Origin of the sequence: Gloeocapsopsis crepidinum LEGE 06123 (assembly GCF_015207655.1) — a bacterium.
Taxonomy (GTDB): domain Bacteria; phylum Cyanobacteriota; class Cyanobacteriia; order Cyanobacteriales; family Chroococcidiopsidaceae; genus Gloeocapsopsis; species Gloeocapsopsis crepidinum.
The window spans coordinates 20819-39658 of record NZ_JADEWN010000044.1 but is presented as its reverse complement, the minus strand read 5'-3'; the positions used below and the strand labels follow the sequence as shown (position 1 = coordinate 39658).

The 18840-nt window shown below is 39.0% G+C and carries 17 protein-coding genes; 6 read left to right on the top strand and 11 right to left on the bottom strand.

The features are described from left to right. Nucleotides 1-103: 103 nt before the first annotated feature. A complete protein-coding gene (gene hslO, locus IQ230_RS16935; protein WP_193933385.1) occupies nt 104-1009 on the bottom strand; it encodes an Hsp33 family molecular chaperone HslO in 906 nt (301 codons plus the stop codon). 284 nt (nt 1010-1293) lie between these two features. On the opposite strand from hslO, the gene IQ230_RS16930 reads away from it, so the two are divergent. The 5 genes from IQ230_RS16930 (at nt 1294) to IQ230_RS16910 (ending at nt 9170) form a co-directional block, all read left to right on the top strand. Further along, on the top strand, nt 1294-1680 hold the full coding sequence (locus tag IQ230_RS16930) for a hypothetical protein (protein WP_193933383.1): 387 nt from the start codon (nt 1294-1296) through the stop codon (nt 1678-1680). 1309 nt (nt 1681-2989) lie between these two features. Next, nucleotides 2990-3634, top strand: coding sequence for a helix-turn-helix domain-containing protein (locus IQ230_RS16925; RefSeq protein WP_228055069.1), 645 nt, complete (start codon nt 2990-2992; stop codon nt 3632-3634). Nucleotides 3635-3661: 27 nt separating this feature from the next. Continuing rightward, nucleotides 3662-6691: a peptidase domain-containing ABC transporter gene (locus IQ230_RS16920; protein WP_193933381.1), complete on the top strand. Its 3030-nt coding sequence runs from the start codon at nt 3662-3664 to the stop codon at nt 6689-6691. A 213-nt stretch (nt 6692-6904) separates the two neighbouring features. Beyond that, nucleotides 6905-8197 carry an HlyD family efflux transporter periplasmic adaptor subunit gene (locus tag IQ230_RS16915; protein WP_193933379.1) on the top strand — a complete coding sequence of 431 codons (1293 nt, stop codon included), beginning with the start codon at nt 6905-6907 and terminating at the stop codon, nt 8195-8197. A 220-nt stretch (nt 8198-8417) separates the two neighbouring features. After that, a complete protein-coding gene (locus tag IQ230_RS16910) occupies nt 8418-9170 on the top strand; it encodes a peptidylprolyl isomerase (protein ID WP_193933377.1) in 753 nt (250 codons plus the stop codon). On the opposite strand, the gene IQ230_RS16905 is transcribed toward IQ230_RS16910, so the two are convergent. The 8 genes from IQ230_RS16905 to IQ230_RS16870 all read right to left on the bottom strand — a co-directional run bounded on the left by IQ230_RS16905 (nt 9171) and on the right by IQ230_RS16870 (nt 15794). Further along, nucleotides 9171-9458: a bacteriocin gene (locus IQ230_RS16905; protein ID WP_193933375.1), complete on the bottom strand. Its 288-nt coding sequence runs from the start codon at nt 9456-9458 to the stop codon at nt 9171-9173. A 164-nt stretch (nt 9459-9622) separates the two neighbouring features. Beyond that, entirely contained in the window at nt 9623-10381 is a 759-nt protein-coding gene (locus IQ230_RS16900; protein ID WP_193933373.1) for a peptidylprolyl isomerase, read from the bottom strand. A gap of 18 nt (nt 10382-10399) precedes the next feature. Then, on the bottom strand, nt 10400-11413 hold the full coding sequence (locus tag IQ230_RS16895; RefSeq protein WP_193933371.1) for an aldo/keto reductase: 1014 nt from the start codon (nt 11411-11413) through the stop codon (nt 10400-10402). Beyond that, nucleotides 11410-12486 (bottom strand): T3SS effector HopA1 family protein, encoded by a 1077-nt coding sequence (locus IQ230_RS16890; protein WP_193933369.1) that lies wholly within the window; start codon nt 12484-12486, stop codon nt 11410-11412. The genes IQ230_RS16895 and IQ230_RS16890 overlap by 4 nt, the downstream gene beginning before the upstream one ends. A 20-nt stretch (nt 12487-12506) precedes the next feature. Next, on the bottom strand, nt 12507-13652 hold the full coding sequence (locus IQ230_RS16885) for a phosphotransferase (protein WP_193933367.1): 1146 nt from the start codon (nt 13650-13652) through the stop codon (nt 12507-12509). Between the two features lie 76 nt (nt 13653-13728). After that, entirely contained in the window at nt 13729-13968 is a 240-nt protein-coding gene (locus IQ230_RS16880) for a hypothetical protein (RefSeq protein ID WP_193933365.1), read from the bottom strand. 471 nt (nt 13969-14439) lie between these two features. Beyond that, nucleotides 14440-14682: a hypothetical protein gene (locus IQ230_RS16875; RefSeq protein WP_193933363.1), complete on the bottom strand. Its 243-nt coding sequence runs from the start codon at nt 14680-14682 to the stop codon at nt 14440-14442. A gap of 881 nt (nt 14683-15563) precedes the next feature. Then, nucleotides 15564-15794, bottom strand: coding sequence for a hypothetical protein (locus tag IQ230_RS16870; RefSeq protein ID WP_193933361.1), 231 nt, complete (start codon nt 15792-15794; stop codon nt 15564-15566). Between the two features lie 463 nt (nt 15795-16257). Between IQ230_RS16870 and IQ230_RS16865 the strand changes: the two genes are divergently transcribed. After that, a complete protein-coding gene (locus IQ230_RS16865) occupies nt 16258-16851 on the top strand; it encodes a calcium-binding protein (RefSeq protein WP_193933359.1) in 594 nt (197 codons plus the stop codon). 73 nt (nt 16852-16924) lie between these two features. Here the strand turns inward: IQ230_RS16865 and IQ230_RS16860 are convergent, their stop codons facing one another. Beyond that, on the bottom strand, nt 16925-17347 hold the full coding sequence (locus IQ230_RS16860; protein ID WP_193933403.1) for a universal stress protein: 423 nt from the start codon (nt 17345-17347) through the stop codon (nt 16925-16927). A gap of 29 nt (nt 17348-17376) precedes the next feature. Further along, entirely contained in the window at nt 17377-18714 is a 1338-nt protein-coding gene (gene hisD, locus IQ230_RS16855) for a histidinol dehydrogenase (RefSeq protein WP_193933357.1), read from the bottom strand. Between the last annotated feature and the right edge of the window lie 126 nt (nt 18715-18840).

Genomic DNA, 18840 nt, shown 5'->3' with positions numbered 1-18840 from the left:
TTGTTTGTCAACCCACTTTATTATGTATAAAGACGTGTATTTTAGCACAAAAAAGGTTGGTATTAGCATTTTTTGACCTCTGGCTCCTGCCCTTTGATCCCTATCACTTGGCTGAAGCTTCAGACTGCAAATCTACAATCAGCTGGTTCAACTGGGCACTGCTTGCCTGATAAACTGTTCCACAAAAATGACAAGTTGCTTCAGCACCATCATCTTTTTCAATCATGTCTTGCAGTTCGGCTTCGCCGAGCATTTTCAGTGCTCCCAACATCCGATCAAATGTACAACCACAATGGAAACGTACCAACTGCGTTTCTGGTAAGATCTCTAAACCCATATCTCCAAGCAATTGCTCGAAGATTTCGGGTAAAGTTTTTCCAGCCTGCAGTAGAGGAGTAAACCCTGATAAGGCTGTGACCCGAGATTCTAGTGTTTGAACAAGTGTTTCGTCTGTTGCAGCTTTTGGTAAGACTTGTATCAATATTCCTCCAGCAGCTTGTACTCCCTCACTTCCTACAAATACACCTAAAACCAATGCTGATGGAGTCTGTTCAGAAGTCACTAAGTAGTGAGAAATATCATCTCCAATTTCACCTGAAACTAGCTCTACTGTACTGGTGTAAGGATATCCATAGCCAACATCACGTACAACATATAAATAGCCGTCATTACCAACAGCACCACCGACATCTAATTTACCTCGGGAATTTGGTGGTAGCTCTACACTAGGATTATCCACATAACCGCGTACAGTGCCATCTAAGCCAGCATCGACAAGAATTCCATCCAACGGTCCATTGCCCTTGATCCGAATATTGACTCGTGATTCGGCACGCTTCATATTGGATGCCAGAAGAAGTCCTGCTGACATGGTACGACCCAAAGCTGCTGTGGCGACATATGAAAGCTGATGCCGCTGCCTTGCTTCTTCTGTGAGGCGAGTAGCGATCACACCTACCGCACGAATTCCACCCTCAGCTGCCGTGGCACGAATTAACTGATCCGCCATAACCCTTACATTTCTTTACATACGCTTTCTTTTTTATTTTAAGGCGGAGATACAGCTAACGGCTTGGGAAGTTGGAGCAGGAGTGCAGAGGAGACTGAGGAACTATGTGACTGGGAAACGGGGAGTTGTGAGTTTAAGAAAGTTGTGAGTGTTGAGTTATGAAAACTCTTTATAATTTAAAATTCAAAACTCAAAACTAGTCACTAGCCACTAAACACTCGCGCCTCACTCTGAAGTTCAGTCATACTAAAAATAGTATTAATAGGGCGATCGCAACGATTATCATGCTGGGTACTTTTCAACAAAGCCAACTGAGAATAGAAGTAGAAGCGTCAGCAACTGCAATTCGCGACAGTTTATTGCATCCAGAACAGCTACGAAAATGGCTGTGGTTTCAACGCTTAACAGAGGGAATGCCTGAACAGATACATTCAGGACTTTCTTTCACGAGTTGGGCAGGACCTATCGCCATCCGCCATCAAGTTGAAATAGCAACACCTGTTTGCTTACGCTTTTTACTCAGTCAAGGCATTGATGGCTACCACGAATGGTATTGGGGGGAAGGCTGGGTGCAGTCATCTTTGGTAGGAGTTTCACTTTTGCCACTAAACTTGGCACAAACGATGAGTTTGCTCAGTCTACGTCAGTTTTTAGCAACTAAATCAGCATAGATATTTAGTCTAACTTCTAACGACGACTGCTTAAGTCTGAGCTAAGCAATATCAACTGCCTGAATCAGGAACTGTGTAAAAGCCTTAGTACAGACTTATTTCTAGATATATTGTCTATTGCAAAATTCACAACTACCAGAGTGCTTTAAAGTAATTTCTTAAAGTAGAGAAAATGAATTTATACATTTATATTGTCGAATAATATTGGTATAGACTAAACTCTAATTTGTGATGGTATGCAACTTAAATGCACGAAGCAGACTTTTGAAATTCAAAGTTCTTTGGAACTGCAGGTAAAATGTGACTTTTTTCTGGAAATATTGTCTGTTTTTCCTAAGAGCTTTGATAAGATGATGAGTGAAATTAATATTTAAGTTGCTTAGAGCTAAGCAATAGGCTGTAGGTTCTATACAATAAACTCTTTCAATAGAAATTACTTATGTACTTTTTGTTACTAGTAGAACTGCATCAGTATTGACGTACAAAGATAACTTATTCCTAGCGTTGAAATTTTTATATATTAATTTCTTATTTAAATAAACCTACTTTTTAATTATTTAAGGTATAAAAATATACTTAATCTTATTTTGCTGTGATAGAGTCTGCACTATTATCTTCGATAGACCATAATCCTCAGAGGTACTTACTTAAGTATTCGAGTATAAGAGGATACTCGCTAGTTACATTTGGTAACAAAATTTACACAAATTACTTAACTTAATTAGAGCTTGCATTGAGTAACAAAAATCTTGATAATCTAATTACCTGAAAAACATAAAAAATAATTTGAAATAATTTATTAAGCAATGATGCAACCTTAGGGTAAATGTGACTTAGTTCTAATAGTAGATTGAGTTCTAGCGACTTTAGTTGCTATTATAAAGATCGATTAAAAAGCTTAAGTTTAATTAATCAAAAAAAATACTGATGTTTTGAGATACTTAATTGACTGTGATTAAAAAAACTGCTTGGAAGAGAGAAGATTCATGAAAATAGTTATGTGTTCAAAGGAAAGTTTAAAAAGTATTTTTTTTGATTCAATATGGTAAATGAGTTGCTATTTACCAATTAGATATCACTAAAAGTGAATGCTTTGATTAAAAAATAAAAGCAAGCTTTGTAACAATTAATATTGTTTTTAAGTAATAACTATATATTCTTCCATCCATGTTTTAGAGAAGAAAATAATTTTACTGCTTAGAAAAGTACTACATCTGTAAATATTACTAATTCGATCATCACTAATCATGGTTTGAACACCTCTGTTAGGCATCTAATTTGAAATTTTCAAAAATACTGAGATAAAATTATGATGAGGACAGAATCTAATCTAAATACAACGAATTTGACTGATGGCGATCAAATTCAAAGTAGTAGTTTTGAAAAACTATATATAGAAGAAAGCCAGTTTTTAACAATTTTTCAACGAGAGTTTTTATTAAAAAGTAGGCAAAGTAATCTACGTCCCGAATATCATCGTCGGATTGAAATCATGCTGTTAGCAGACATGGGGTACTCACAAGCAGAAATTTGCACAGCATTAGGATGCTCTCAAGAGATGGCGCGGTATTGGATTGCAATGGCAAAAGCAGGTTTAGCGCATAAGTGGGACGATCGCCCAATTGGTCGCCCTAGAGTAATTGATGCACATCATATTGCTCGCTTGCAAGAACTAGTGAGTCATAGTCCACGAGAATATGGTTATTCATTTCGGTGTTGGACAGCAGAATGGTTGAGTAAACAACTGGCAAAAGAATTTGGTGTTGAAGTCAGCGATCGCCACATTAGCCGGATATTACAAAAATTAGGACTTTCCTTAAGGCAAATTCGCGTACAGACAGAAACCAAAAGTTTTTCTCAAACTAAAGCTTCAGGTATCAAGATTAGTAATTTGCAATCTTCTGCACAAGCAAATCCACTTTGGACTTTTAATGCAGTCAAGCCAAGTAAATAACTGATTTCAGCATCATATCTGCAAATCATGGGACAAAAATTATCAGAGTTTTCCTTAGCACAGCTAAGTCAACTCTTTACCCAAATAGGGCTAACGCTTTCTGAGGCAGAAATCTTTAGCTGTTATCAGCAAGCTGAAATTATCCAACCAAATGCAGGTAAGAAATTTTGGTGTACCGCAGATGCACATCGCGGAATTTATTTAATTATTGCAGGCAAAGCTCGACTTCTAGATAGCAGCGATAATCTCATAACTTCGTTAGAGACAGGTTCCGTATTTGGTGAAGTAACGCTATTTACTTCAGAACAATTTCAACCTTATGCTGTCAGAGCATCTGTGAACTTAAAGCTTTGCTATCTCAATGATGAATGCTTACAAACCTTAATCGCAAGTTATTCAGCAATTCGCGATCGCCTCTATCAGCAAGCAGTACTCCGAGACTTACTTTTGTTGTGTCAGCAAAGTAGCTTTTTTAACAATGCTTCTGTAGATGGGTTAATGCAGATATTACCGCTGCTAAAGCAACATATCTGTAGTCATTACGTCCCTGTTCGTGTAGCAGAATCACGGTTATGGTTGATACGGCGCGGAGAACTCCTACATTCTTCGGGAGACAAGCTTACTGCAGGTGATATATATGTTCCAAAATCGTCTAAAGACAAAAACTGGCAAGCAACTGCATCAACTGAGTTGTATGTTCTCCCCAATGCACATTGGCAAACCGCAATCCAGTACGTACCACAATTAGCGAGTACCGCAGATGTACCACAAGTTACTGCTACTGTAGAACCAAAAAGCATCTCATTTACAGAAGCAGTTGAGCGCAAAGATCAGGTCAAAATCAACCAAGCTTACTTTCCTCGTCCTACTGTAAAAGTTGGTCAATGGTGGCAGCAATTTACACGACGTTATCCCTTTTTTGCGCAACAAAGTACCGCTGATTGTGGTGCAGCTTGTTTGGTGATGATTGGGCGTTATTGGGGAAAACGCTTTAGTGTAAATCGGTTACGTGATATTGCTAATGTTGACCGTAATGGTGCATCTTTACGGGGATTAGCAGCAGCAGCAGAAAGCATTGGATTCACGACTCGACCAGTAAAAGCTAGCCTTAATAAACTAGCCGAACAAACTTTACCCGCGATCGCACATTGGGAAGGAAGACACTATGTTGTTGTCTACGAAATTACTCCCAAGCGAGTTGTGATTGCTGATCCAGCCACAGGTCAAAAAACTCTAAGTCCGGCAGCATTTAAAGCAAGTTGGACAGGTTACACCTTATTATTACAGCCTACTGCGCTCCTTAATAAGACAAAAGATACGACGCAAACGTGGTGGCAATTTATTGAGTTAATCAAACCACACACTTTAGTTTTGCTAGAGGTTCTGATTGCTTCACTCCTATTGCAGGTTTTTGGGCTAATTACGCCCCTTTTAACACAACTACTACTCGACCGAGTGGTAGTGCAACGCAGTACTTTAACTTTAACTGCTGTAGGACTAGGTTTACTGATCTTTGGTTTATTTCGAGTAGCGATGATTGGTCTACGACAATATTTATTAGACCACACGGCTCACCGGATTGATTTAGCGTTAATTGTTGGTTTTATTAAACATACTTTTCGCTTACCACTCAGTTTTTTTGAGTCTCGCTATGTTGGCGATATCATCTCGCGCGTTCAAGAAAATTATAAAATTCAGCAATTTCTTACAGGTGAAGCACTTTCTATATTTCTCGATCTCTTAACTGTGTTTGTCTATGCAGGACTAATGTTTTGGTACAGCTGGCAAATGGCACTACTTGTCTTAGTTGTTGTACCACCATTTTTCTTATTGGCATTAATTGCTACACCCTTCTTTCGCCGTATTTCCAAAGAGATTTTTAACTCCCTTGCTGAGCAAAATAGCTACTTAATTGAAGCGCTCACAGGTATTCGGACAATTAAATCAATGGCAGTTGAGCAGACAGTGCGTTGGCATTGGGAAGAACTTTTAAATAAGTCTGTACGAACCTCTTTTTCTGGACAGGTTATTGATAACAGCTTCTTAGTTTTTAGTTCAACAATTGAAGCACTCGCTACTACAGCATTACTTTGGTTTGGAGCGTGGCAGGTGATTCAAAACCAACTGACTATTGGGCAATTAGTTGCTTTCAATATGCTGTTGAGTAATGTTATTAATCCTTTTCAACGTTTAACAGTTTTGTGGAATCAACTACAAGAAGTGATTATTGCGGTTGAGCGAATTAATGATGTCATTGAAACTCAACCAGAAGAAGATTTTCAAAATCAGCCACGGCAATTGTTACCACCATTACAAGGTCACATCCGCTTTGAGCAAGTGACATTTCGTTACCATCCTGAAAGCGAGGTCAACACCTTAGAAAATATTAGTTTTGAGGTAAAACCAGGAGAAACTGTCGCGCTGGTTGGTCGCAGTGGTTCTGGTAAAACGACAATTTCTAAGTTAGTTTTAGGGCTTTATCCACCTACAGAAGGCAAGATTTTGATCGATGGTTATGATATTACAACCGTAGCTTTGCGATCGCTCCGTCAACAGATTGGTGTTGTCGATCAAGATACATTTCTCTTCGGCGGGACTATTTGGGAAAATATTAGCCTCGGTCATCCTGAAGCGTCTTCAGATGACGTTCGCCAAGCAGCCAAACTTGCAGGTGCCGATCAGTTTATTCAACAACTACCAATGGGTTATGAAACCCAAATTGGTGAAGGTGGTGGCATGCTATCAGGAGGACAACGCCAAAGAATCGCGATCGCCCGTGCTTTTCTTGGTAATCCCCACTTACTTGTTCTTGATGAAGCAACTAGCCATCTTGATGCCGAATCTGAGCGAATTATTCAAAACAACCTTAGTACACTTCTACAAGGACGCACAACGCTGATTATTGCTCATCGTCTTTCTACTGTGCGCCAAGCCAACAAGATTTTAGTCTTAGATCGAGGAGTATTAGTTGAAAGTGGTACGCACGAAGAATTAATGGCAAAACGCGGTCAATACTTCTATCTCAATCAGCAACAAATTACAGGAATTCCTTCTTAAATTTAAATTGAATTTTTCTGTAAATATGATTTATTTAATATTGAATTTCATTTGTTATTTACAACGTAGAAAGATCGTTGATTAGATAAAATGATTACCTATTACTGGTGCGTAAAGTTAGCAACTTTAAAAGATGAGAGATGAATAGAACTAACTCAAAACGTGCTAACGCACCGCTACGCTAACAAAACTCAAAACTATTAATCCTTACCAATGCCTACTCAAAGTGAAAATTGGTCTTATCCTACTCAAGAATTACTCGATACCCTGCCAAGAGTTTGGACGCGAGGTTTACTTTATTTCTTGTTGATTTTTGCTATTGTTCTTTTACCTTGGGCAATGCTAGCTAGAGTTGATGAAACTGGTAGTGCTAGAGGACGACTAGAACCTAAAGGAAAAATGGTAAGACTTGATGTCCCCGTTAGTGGTACAGTAGCAGCAATTAATGTTGAAGAAGGTCAAATAGTTAAAGCTGGGCAAAGTTTATTAGTCTTGGAATCTGAGGTAATTTTAACCGAACTTCAACAGGCAAGAGCAAAATTAGAAGGGCAGCAAAATCGTTTACCACAGTTGGAACTGATAAAAAATCAACTAGCCATCAGTATTCGTACTCAACGATTACAAAATCAAGCGCAAGCCTCAGTACAACTTGCACAAACTCATCAAATTCGCCAACAGCAAAGCTTTAATCGAGTCGCTGCAGAAGCCGCACAACAACTATTGAGTAAAGACCAAGATACAGTACAACGCTATCGGCGACTCCAAAAAGAAGGCATTATTTCTGGGGTACAAGTAGATATGGCTGAACGTACCATGATTGAAAACGAGCAGCGTTTAAAAAAAGCAGAATCAGACATCCAACAAGCTAAAGCTGAACTTGAAAAGCAACAGAGTACTTACGAAAGTAATTTACGTGCTGGTGAATTAGCAATTTTAGATAGTGAGAGGCAAATCAAGGAAATCCAAACCCAAATCATCGATTTGCAAGCCGATATTGCCCAAACAAAAAATCAAATTTCATCTTTACTGTTACGACTACAACAGCATATCTTACACGCACCGATTGATGGCATCATTTTTCAATTACCTATTCAACGGGCAGGTGCTGTAGTACAAACAGGCCAAACGATCGCTCAAATTGCACCTAGTGGTACTGCCCTTGTTCTTAACGCTGAAATGTCTAGTCAACAAAGTGGTTTTCTTCGCCCTGGATTGCCTGTCAAAATTAAATTTGATGCTTATCCTTTTCAGGATTATGGGATAGTATATGGCTTTTTAAGTTGGGTATCACCTGATTCTCAAAGTAAAGAAACAATTCAAGGACAGGTAGATACATACAAACTAGAAATTACAATATCTCAGCCTTATATTCAAACAGCAAATAAACGTATTCCTCTAATTCCAGGTCAGACAGCAACAGCTGAAGTCATAATTAGACAGCGCCGAATTATAGACTTTATTCTCGATCCTTTCAAAAAATTACAAGTGGGTGGTTTAGAACTCTAGAATTATTTGTAAAACTTTGTATATTTTCTTTTTGAGTACTTTATGTTCTACCCTGCGAGAAGGCTGTGCATATGTAGTAGCCTACAGCAAGCTGCTATAGATATATACGTTTCTAGAAAACCTTGCAACTCAAATAAGATTGCTATATCAATCTAAATATTAAGTATAAAACCTTTGTCTGCCCAAAATAAAGCTTTTTATTACGTTCAAGGTATAAACCATGTTAAATATCATCAACATTACTCCCAGCAAAATTATTCATGAAATCAAGCTTACATGTCAACTCCCTTCAATAATTGAAGGAATTTTGAATCGAAACATTATTGCTATCATTGCATCAGAAAAAGGACTTACAGCTACACAAGAAGAATTACAGCAAGGAGCAGATAACTTGCGGATTATAAATCACCTTCATCATGCAGAAGATACTTGGCAATGGCTAGAAAAACATCATTTATCTGTCGATGATTTTGAAGAAATAGTTTATGCAAATGTTATTTCTGCAAAACTAGCTCAACATTTATTTGCAGATAGTGTTGAACCTTTTTTTGTTGAGCATCAACTTGATTATGCTGGCATTATATTCTATGAAGTTATATTAAACGATCGAGATTTGGCATTAGAACTGTTTTATGCAATTACTGAAAAAGAGATCAGTTTTAGTGAGGTTGCTAGCCAGTATATAGAAGAACCTGAACTACGGCGCTGCGGTGGATATCGCGGAATTTTACATAGGAAAGATCTCAAGCCGGAAATCTCTGCTGCAGTATTTGCTGCAACTCCCCCACAACTTCTCAAGCCAATTGTCACCTCAAAAGGGATTCATCTGATCTTCGTTGAGGAAATCATTCAACCTCAGTTGGACAACGATCTACGTTACCAAATTCTTTCTGATTTATTTGCTGAGTGGCTCAAGCAACAGATTGCCAATGCAGAAGTTAAAATTCAGTTAGAAAGTGCTGTGTCTGTATAGTCATAATTGTTTTGATATAGTTTTGTAAGTATGCGAGATCCCATAAGTTTTCACACCTTTTGTTTTTACCCAAACTGATTTAGTTACTACGGAAACAACTCGCGTTTTTACTACGGTTTCTACTACTAAGTTACTTGTGGTTGGCATGAAGTTATCTGTGAGAAAACTGAACCAGCCACCTGTAATATTTTCCATTTCGCGATCGCTTAATTCATTCAAAAAACTTTCAGCGTCCTGGAATAGCTCTAAACCAGTAACAGATAAATCAGAGATTTTTAAACAAGACATGTGACGCACTCCTAGACAATGATTCCGAACGAACATAAAGTCCGGCTAAAGTTGGGGTTATTTAAGCAAAGTGTATCTTCGTCGTACACTAAGATAAGTCTTTTGAGAGGGTAAAAGATGCCTTACCCATAGTCCACATAGACTTTGTTTGTATAGCAGCAAATTCATGCGTCAAGCATTTTTGCTTTACTGTTTTCCTGTATCCAGAATTCAAATAAAGTATCTAAAATTTGCTCTCTTACGGTTTCGCTGAGTTCTGGAGGAAATCTTTTTTCAACTCGGAGAATGTGATAGCCGAGTTTTGTATGAATTGGTCCGATAATTTCGCCTTCTATGGCTGTAGCGATCGCCTGCGCAATTTCTGGTAGTAATTCATTCAAAAAGCGCACCCCAGTAAAACCACCGTTTTCTTGCGATTGTTTACCCTTCGAGTATTCCAACGCCAAAGCGCAGAAAGAAGCTTGTTCCTCGCGTAGTGCTTTTGCTAGTTTCATCGCGTCAGTAACATTGAGTACAAGAATTTGTGAAAGCGCAACTCGCTGATATTCCTCTCGATTTTGCAAGTAATAACTATCAACAGCTTCTCCAAAAAGCTCCGCTTTTAACTTCCGTGCCAAGAGCCTAACTTTAATGCCCTCAGACCAATCTTCGACACTGATCCGTTGGCGTGCCAACCATGCATAAGTTTCTGCAACTCCGAGTATTTTATGTTCTGTGCGAAAAGCATCACCAGCAGCTTGCCATTCTTCATCCGATACGGTGACTTCGTACTGTTCGCAAAGCTGTAAAATTAAAGCATCGCGTTCGGTCAAATCAGCAATTTCAGCAAATTTACATGAACGCCGCAGATAAGTCACAATCTCTGCATCGGTTGCAGGAGAAATTTTTGGTAAAACTGGTTGTTCGATGACTAAATCCGACATAGCACTTACCCAATAAATTTACAAAGCTGCTGCCAGTGGTTGATACCAGCGTTCAGCAGGAACATCTTGCACATTGACGCGCTGACGATGCAAATCTCCATACAGCGCGAGATAGTCGAGTTCTGCAGTTGAAAGCTTACCCTGTTGCACATTGGCGATCGCCGCATCAACTTCTTCGCGCCGTGTTAACCCTGTCAAGCAAACATCAACACAGTTTTGACTTAGCGAATAGCGATACAAATCAGGAACTGTTGGTTGCCAGCATCCTTTCGGGAGATTGACAGGGGGATCTCCAAGAAAATTGTGCATTCCAGCCGACTTAAAAGTGACAATTCCTGAACGCTGCGAGTCTTGAGGATCTAGCTGGGCAAAAACCTCTTGTTGAGCGGTACGATGCGCGACATTATGCCGTACCATTACCACATCTAACAACGAATTGTTTAACCATTGACGCGCTAGATGATGATCGTGGAAAGAAGCACCAATATAACGAACTGCACCCATTTTCTTGAGGCGCTCTGAGGTACTAAATATTCTTTCCATCGTGCGCTGACATACAGTGTTAGGACCGCGAATGTCGTTAGAAGCATTCAAGCAGTTTTGCAAATCACCCGCATTATCTGCACCAATCCAACCCCAGAAAAAGATATCAATATAATCAATCCCCAAATCGACAAACTGATCGTAAAGTGAAGAGAAAATGGCATCTGGGGTTTTCACAATGTAAGATACTGTTGCCAATACTACTTGCTCGCGCACTCTAGACTTGCGTCCGCACAGTTGACGTAGCGCCCCTGCCATCGAACTGTAAAGATAGTGGTGGAGATCGCTAGAGTAGAAAAAGAAATTGATTCCCTGGTCAAACGCATAAAGCGTATCTTCGCTCGAAATCTGTCCACCACCTCCTAATCCCAGACAACTTACAGTTAAGTTTGTGCGACCAAGGGGGCGATAAAAAGGTAGATCACAATTAGAATGCTTCCTGACAGGAATCGCTTCCTCTGTAGGTGAGGTGAGATCGGTAATCTTCATAACTGCAGCGGAATATAAATGTCTTCGGAATTCGCATTAAGATAAGAACGATTTAGATCAAGTTCTAACGAGGAAAACTGTTGCAAAATTGCTACCATCCGCTTTTGTGGAGACTCATCATTGTCTTCTCTTGCTTCTAGCAAGCCACTTGCAACAATTTGGCACCGATTCATGCCAAAACTTTCTTGTTCGGCAAATTTGAGATCGGGTTCTTCGGCGATCGCGAGTCCTGGTGCAAGAAACTTGGTAAACAGTGGCACTTGGGTGCGAAAATGCGCTTGATGTTCAGCGTAAACCTGCTGTAACGCCTTTCGGATAGCTGCGTAGTGACTTTTGGCAAAATACAGCACTCCTGAGTCATAGCGCTTGTAGTACGCAGGATCGTAGAGAACCTTAAATAGAAAAGGTAGGGCAATTTTATTGAGTTGATGCGTCAAGCTATTCATGACAGCAACCGCACCTTCTGGGCTGAGGTTGAAATAGATTCGTGTCAATTGCTCTTCATCACTGGGAGGACCTGCATCACCCACCGCCATGTAGAAACCGTTTTGTACTCGATTGCGAGGTAAACGAATAGCAATTTCTTCACCAACTAAAGGCACAACTTCGGGTTGCAGATGGCGATCGCTGACCCACAAAGTTAATCCACCTTTGGCGACAACAAAGCTATCATCCTCTTGTCTGACTACCAACCAACCAGGATCAAAATAGCCTTCACCGTTGTTGCTATCGTGCAATCGCTCATAAAATGCGAGGTCTACACCAAGAAAAGTATTGTTTTCGTGGTGTTGTGGTGTTTTACTATCCTCAGTCGGTGCTAGTGCTGCTTGCAAAAAGCCATTGTAATAAATGCCATAGAGAAAATTTTGTAGCTGCAAATTGAGATATTTCATCTGCAGACTATACGGTAATCGCTCAAACCTCTCTACTGCTTCAGTAGGAAGTTGTAAGGGTTTGTAGTTTGGGTGGCGAATACAAAAGTTAGATTCGATATGAATATTGTTAACAATATCTTGTAAGGAAGTTTGTAATCGCTCGTCTACTAGTTGATGCAGCGAATCCAACAACAGCATAATGTGCCTACAATTAATAATTAAGCGGAACGAACAAGGCGAGTCAGTTCTGATTCTTCCCTGCCAAAAATAATCCGGATTGAGGCTTCAGGACGACACAGTAAAGTCTTGGCTACCTGCAGTAAGCAAATTCCTGTATTACCAAAAGATTTCTGATACTGCAGCATCGATTGAATTGCTTTGATCAAATTCAAACCAGTAAATTGCATCACGCGTGGGAGAAAGTCAGGGTGCAGTTCAAAAATTTCTGGAAAGCGATCGCAGTAACTACGCATCAATGCGACAAGTGAAGGCTGTAAGTCTTCCAGGGGTGTCATTGCTAAGCGTAATGCTTCTTCAATGCCAATTGATTTACTCACAACCAAACTTGTGAGCCATACTAAAAGATAACTTGCTATCAGCGACCCTAAATCAAATGCCGGATCGCCCCAGTCAGAACGTTCCCAATCAATCAGACGAATCTGAAGATGATTTTCCCAATCTAAAGGTAAAAGAATGTTATTGAGTTTGAGGTCATTGTGCGTTAAACAGCAAGGTTGGTATGCATGACCGAGTTGTGCGATCGCTTGTCCTAAACTGTCATAGCGTTGGTAAAGTGCAAAGAACTTTAACCCATCATCAGGAACTTGACCAAAGATCTCTGGACCAATTCTGTTTAACCCTTCAGTTAACTGCAGTTCTTGATCCGTTTCAATTGCTGTATTTTGAACAAAAAATTCTTGGTACTTTTGGCAATTTAGAGTTGCACGGTGAATTGTTGCTAACGCTGAGCCAATTGCACCTGATATTGCAGGTGCAAAGTTATTTTCTTGAGCGTAAAATTCAGCTAGGTCGCGATAATTCGTTAAATAGTTGATAACAATGATAGAATTTTCTGCATCAAAATGAATTACCTCTGGCAACCATGCACTAATATATCCTAATTCTGGAAATCTCTGAATAAACTCGTGAATTCGCCATTCTCGCAGAAACTCATTAGCCACTTCTTGTTGTCCAGTGAAAGGTTCCTGTTTGACTAAAAGTTTACGTCCTGCTGATAAGCTAACAAGTAAGTTAAAATTTTTCGCACTTTTTTGCTCAACTTTACTGTTTGCTTCTTCCTGAGTACACAGGTCTCTACTCACTAAATAGGCAAAAACATTTGCGTTACTTAAAATAAACTCCATATTTGCAGTTTCCAAAAAAAATGTAGAAACACATACTGGAAATATGCTTAAGAACTCATCCTCAGGTTAAATACTATTAATATTTAATTTTTATCTTGACTTTCTTAACTTGCGTTACAACACTAAATGTTTGTAAGGAGATACCTATACTTTCAGTATAAACTGTCAATACAGATACATCTAAATCTCCTCCTTTCTTCTTACCACCTATAATAAATGGCATTTCTTTTTCATTTAGTTCATCTAAAAAACTTTCTTCATCTTGAAATAGTTCATTACCTGCAGGTTTTAACTCAGAAATTTTGATGCAAGCCATTGTTTTTCTCCATTTTTTTTTAGCTTTTATTTAATCCCACATACTCTTTATAATTAGAGAGTGTATTTTATTAGTCAAGTTGTTTCAATTGTTTTAAAAGACAAAAGTACCAGTTTTATGTCGTAACCTTAATATTCTTTTACATTTGTTCTAGATAAATCCGTGCAACTTTTTTATATTCTAAAAATTATTTTATAATGCTTTTTTGTTTCCAAATACTTTAGCTTTTAAGAGTTATCAGACTTGTTGATCATGCAAATTAAGATATTTATGTCTCAAATTAACAACTTATGTAATTTAACTTTATCTTAGCTAAGAAGAGTATTTTTATCACATAAATAATAGGGTTGAAGCTAAAATGGCTTCAACCCGTTTAGAGTACTCGCAACAATTATGACTAGATATAAAGCATCCGATATCGGTTAGATTGGTTAAAACATAGTAAGCTAAACCAAAATTGAAATGTTTAGCCTATCTTCTATTTCTCTTACCAAAGTAAAGGTTGCTTTTTACTTGAGATACTACAGAAAGTGATTTGATTGAAATACCAACAGAAACAGTGGCTTGACTAATATTGCTAATATTTAAATCGCTACCGTTACCACCAGATATTATTAAGGATTCTTGATCGTTTAACTCATTAAGGAAGCTCTCAGTATCCTGAAACAGTTCAGCACCAGCAGGAGTTAATTCAAAAATTTTGATGCTAGCCATTTGTTTCTCCTTATGTTTAATAACTAGTTGTTTTTGGGACTAGGCTTTTTTATTGCCTGCTTTTAATCATTCAATATGTAACCCATCACGTCAATATTTTTTAGCAGGTTTTCGAGACGTTAACCAAGTACTTATGTCTCATAAACAAACTCGCAATCTTTAGTAAAAATTTTGATTTAGACAAATAGCTGAAATGTTGTAATCATTCATTCAACAGCAAACTTAGTTATTTTATTTTTGCTTAAGAATTAGCAACAGAAATACTTTTTGTGAAAACAAAATTAAATATTCTGGATTTTTTAGACATTAGTATATTATTTGCTTCTGAGAAATAAACTTTTTTGTAATCCAGAGCTTTACTATATACTTTTGAAAGTAAAATAGCTGCACTGCTGATTAAAGTTTTAGCTAATTAGAGGTTTATTTATGAGGAGAAATTAATGGAATCAATGTCGAGGTAAAAACCATTGTGATAACGATTTTTATTAGTAACGAAAGTGATATTCTTATTGGTACTTATGACTTAATATTAGGATTCGCTATTTCAGAAGCTAAACCTCCTATATAAATCGCAAATGTTCTTCAACTGAAGTTGAAGCTACTCAAACGAAGCGTGATAAGCGTCTATTCTCAATAAAAGCTTTATAAGTAAATCTGTAGAGGTAAAAAGAGATTTTTAGTAGTAATTTTATTCACTGAGTATTTATGCAGATATCTTACCTACATTGATGACTAATAGTATTTTCATTACATAAATAATAGGTCGAAGCTAACTCAGCTTCGACCTGTATAAATAATTGCAACAATTATGACTAGATTTATCTGATATCGATTAGTTTGACTGAACCACAACAAGCTAAATCAAAATTGGAATGCTTAGCTTATCTTCCTCTTTGTTTGCCAAACTTGACTTGAGATACTACAGAAAAAGTCTTAATTGAAATACCAACTGAAACTGTTACCTGACTAATATTACTAATGTACACATCACTACCATCACCACCAGATATCGTTAAAGATTCCTGATCGTTTAACTCATTGAGAAAACTTTCATTATCCCGAAACAGTTCAGTACCAGCAGGAGTTAATTCAAAAATTTTGATGCTAGCCATTTGTTTTCCTTGTGTTTGATAACTAATTATTTTTTGAACTAGGCTTTTTTATTGCCTGCTTTTAATCATTCAGTATTAAAAGTGTTACGTCAATGCTCTATAGTTAGTTATTAAGACGTAAATTAAGTATTTATGTCTTATATCTAACGACAAAGCAAACTGAATAATAGTAATAAAAAGTATGATTTTCAAGACTTCCTTGAAGGGTCTGAAAAAGCAATGCTGACTAGAGAAAACCCCAGCCTCTTTTACTAAATCAAGCTTGAATTTTCTATTTGTCGAGACATTACTGTAGTATTTATTTCTAGTTAATAAACTTGGTTACGACTTGCTTTTTTATTATGTAAATATAAAATATATTTTTAAAAGGGACTTAAATTGTTGATAACAGATGTAGGCAACTTAAACGTTTACTCTTTCAGAGGACTAGTTAATAAGATTCGATTTGAGGTAGTAAATTATTGTGGCAAAAATTATTGGTAGTAATGGCAGTGACATTCTTATAGGCACTGAGTCTAATGACTGGATATTAGGGTTAGCTGGTGCAGATATTCTTTATGGTGACGCTGGCAGTGACACAATTCGCGGCGGTGCTGGTGCAGATATTCTTTATGGTGATTCTGGTAAAGACTTATTGATTGGTGGAATAGGAAACGACATCCTGGCAGGAGGTTATGGTGTAGATACGCTGACTGGTGGATCTGGTACGGACAGGTTTAGCTTTAGTTTTCCAAACCAAGGAACTGATATCATTACTGACTTTGTTGTCGCTGATGACACTATAGTTGTCTCACCACGCTATTTCGGTAGTGGGTTGAAACCAGGTGCAGTTATCAAGCCTCATCAGTTTCGTCTTGGGACAACTGCTAGTGATGCGAGCGATCGCTTCATTTATAATAGAAATTCTGGAGCGTTATACTTTGATCGCGATGGTATAGGTCCCAGCAAGCAAGTACAAATAGCAACACTGACCAATAAACCATTGCTTAGCCATGCAGACATTTTTGTCTCAGACCAATTTGGATTTATTGCTAATGAAGGCATTGTGCCAATGTAGAACAGGTTTAAGGATAATGGTTACAATTGGTCGCCTGACCTCTTAGCCACTACCTATTACCGAGTAAAGCCTACTATGGTTTAACCACAAGCACCGAGCAATGCGCACTCTCTACAACTTGACTACTCACCGATCCTTGAATAATTCGCTTAACACCTTGTAAACCACGACTACCAATCGCAATCAAGTCAGCGTGGTAAATATTCGCAATCCGCACAATTTCTTCAGCCGGATCGCCACTAACAATTTCTACTTGACTTTCTCCTGGTAGCTGCTCTTGATAAGCTTCTATCTGCTTTTCAACGTTCCGATAAGGAACCTCCGCTGCATAGGCATGAGGTAAATCAGCCACCATCTCTAGGTCAGATACTGGTGGCGGGATAACGTGACAAAGGATGAATTGGCTGTCAGGTTGCAGTTGCAGTTCTTGTACAGTTTGAATTACGTATTCTGAGAGGTCTGAACCATCAAGAGCTACCACAATTGTTTTTAACACAGGCTGATCTCCTTTGTGCTGCGCTGAGGTTAAGATGGCTTGTCCCCGTCTTCCATTCCCCATGTATCACCTTTGGGCTGCGTTCTCAACCGTACCGATGCAGCATGAGAGGGTAATCCTTCAGCTTTGGCAAGAACTTCAATTGCACCGGCAACTTTTTGAAGGGCGATTGGAGAATACTGAATTAGGCTTGAGTGTTTTAGAAAAGTTTCTACACCCAAAGCAGACGCATAGCGAGCGGCTCCCGAAGTTGGTAGCGTATGGTTAGGTCCTGCTAAATAATCTCCCACAGCTTCCGGTGTTGAGGAACCTAAAAAAATTGCCCCTGCATGACGAATTTTCTCTACCAATTCCCAAGGTTCTGCGACTTCTAGCTCTAAGTGTTCTGGCGCAAACTCATTTGAGAGTTCAGCTGCTTGCTCTAGTGAATCTACAATCACAATTAAACCATAATGCGCGATCGCTTTTTCAGTTAAAGTTCGGCGGGGATGATTTTCTAATTGCTGCTCGACTTCAGCTTGTACTTTCTTTGCTAACTCCGCATCTGTTGTCAACAAAATAGCCGCAGCCATAGGATCGTGCTCAGCTTGAGCCAACAAGTCAGCTGCTACATAAGTCGCATTAGCTGTTTCATCAGCAATCACCAGAACCTCTGAAGGGCCTGCTAGCGAGTCAATACCTACAGTCCCATACACTAGTTTTTTTGCCAAGGTGACATATATGTTACCTGGACCTGTAATGACGTTAACTTTAGGAATTGTTTCTGTGCCGTATGCTAGCGCGGCGATCGCCTGCGCTCCTCCTACACGATAAATTTCTTCTATCCCAGCTTCTTGTGCGGCAACTAGCACTGCTGGGTGAATTGATTTTTCCCCTCCTGGTGGTGTTACCATGACTCGCCGTGGTACTCCCGCCACTTTGGCAGGAACCGCGTTCATTAACACAGTGCTTGGATATGCAGCTCTGCCACCAGGTACGTATAACCCTGCTTTGTCTACAGGCGTGTAGCGTTTGCCCAAGACAATTTCATCTTCACCAAAGTGAACCCACGATTTGGGCACTCGTTGACGGTGAAATGCTTCAATTTGACGACAAGCGAGCCTGATGGCGTCAAGCAGCTCTTTCGACACTTGCTGATAAGCCGCGTCTAGTTCTGAACCGCTAACACGTAACTCTTCTTGTTTCAGGTTTTGGTGGTCAAATTCTGCTGTATAGTGCAGTAAGGCTCGATCGCCTTGGCGCTTCACCGCTTGAAGCACCTCCCGCACCGTCGCTTCTTTGTGAACCACTTGGTCATCGTGGGTGCGATCGCAGATGCGTTGTAGCTCTGCTCGTACCTCGGCTTGCTGAGTAATAATTCGCAGCATGAAGTTCGGACTTGTGGCTTTCTAGGAATTACCAAACCGAGTACAGGTTCTTTATTTTGCTTTGCCCTAAATGGAGTGCAAAGTTGAGCCATACTCGTTTCTCTAGCTTAACCTGGATTTTCCGGA